We start from the raw sequence: 524 nt of genomic DNA, 5'->3' as shown, positions 1-524 counted from the left end.
AGTTCTCGCGTTGTGCCGTATTCCAAGTCATCTTTCGATCACTTTAAAATACATTGATACAATCACTACCCATTGATATCTTCCACGCCCATCTCATAGACGCTTCCAATATCCATTACTACTTCTTCCAGATTGTTAAAGATCGACAGCCGACTCATACCTTCAGTCGCTCTGACTGGCTCATTCGCCAATGACAAACACTCGATACCCATCGACAGCCGACTCATACCTTCAGTCGCTCTGACTGGCTCATTCGCCAATGACAAACACTCGATACCCGCATCGAACACTTGTCATTAGGGAATGGTGGAGGCAGACGGGATCGAACCGACGACCCCCTGCTTGCAAAGCAGGTGCTCTCCCAGCTGAGCTATGCCCCCATTCACACAGAGTTCACCATCCAGTTCGATGATGATCCCAGGGGACGCAGACATAAGTGGTGGGTCTGGTTGGATTCGAACCAACGACCCCCGCCTTATCAAGACGGTGCTCTAACCGACTGAGCTACAGACCCCTGAGTCTGT

At 50.4% G+C, this 524-nt stretch carries 2 tRNA genes; both read right to left on the bottom strand.

Annotation, left to right across the window (positions count from 1 at the left end):
- Positions 1-304: 304 nt before the first annotated feature.
- Positions 305-380, bottom strand: a tRNA-Ala gene (locus tag DXT59_RS01240).
- Between the two features lie 57 nt (positions 381-437).
- Positions 438-514, bottom strand: a tRNA-Ile gene (locus tag DXT59_RS01235).
- Between the last annotated feature and the right edge of the window lie 10 nt (positions 515-524).

The sequence above is a fragment of the Trinickia diaoshuihuensis genome (assembly GCF_003390925.1).
In the GTDB taxonomy this organism is placed as follows: Bacteria; Pseudomonadota; Gammaproteobacteria; order Burkholderiales; family Burkholderiaceae; genus Trinickia; species Trinickia diaoshuihuensis.
This window is presented reverse-complemented; position numbering and strand designations above follow the sequence as displayed.